The sequence below is a fragment of the Priestia sp. AB genome (genome assembly GCF_028369225.1).
Classification (GTDB): domain Bacteria; phylum Bacillota; class Bacilli; order Bacillales; family Bacillaceae_H; genus Priestia; species Priestia megaterium.
Genome location: NZ_JAQMYN010000075.1, coordinates 1 through 302, shown reverse-complemented (window position 1 = coordinate 302; position 302 = coordinate 1). Strand labels below are relative to the sequence as shown.

At 44.0% G+C, this 302-nt stretch carries 1 protein-coding gene; it reads left to right on the top strand.

The genetic code is table 11. The features are described 5' to 3' along the window. A partial coding sequence (locus POF52_RS31095) for a cadherin-like domain-containing protein (RefSeq protein ID WP_271998213.1) occupies window positions 1-302 on the top strand: 302 nt, incomplete at both ends.

The following is a 302-nucleotide window of genomic DNA, read 5'->3' as shown; positions in this document are numbered from 1 at the left end:
TTCAGTACGCAGGAAGACAGTCCTGTAGTAGGAGCCATAGTAGGGACAGATGTAGACGGAAATCCTCTTAGTTATCAGCTGCAAAACAGGCCCACAAATGGAATAGCTGTAGTAAATGCTAATGGAACCTTTAGCTATCAGCCAAATCTTAATTTTAATGGAAGCGATCAGTTTACGGTGCTAGTATCAGATGGTCAGGGAGGAACAGCCGTTTCCACCGTAACCATCAATGTCATCCCAGTAAATGATCCGCCGATTACGTCCAATGTCAGTTTTACCATTGCCGAAGACAGCACGTTAAT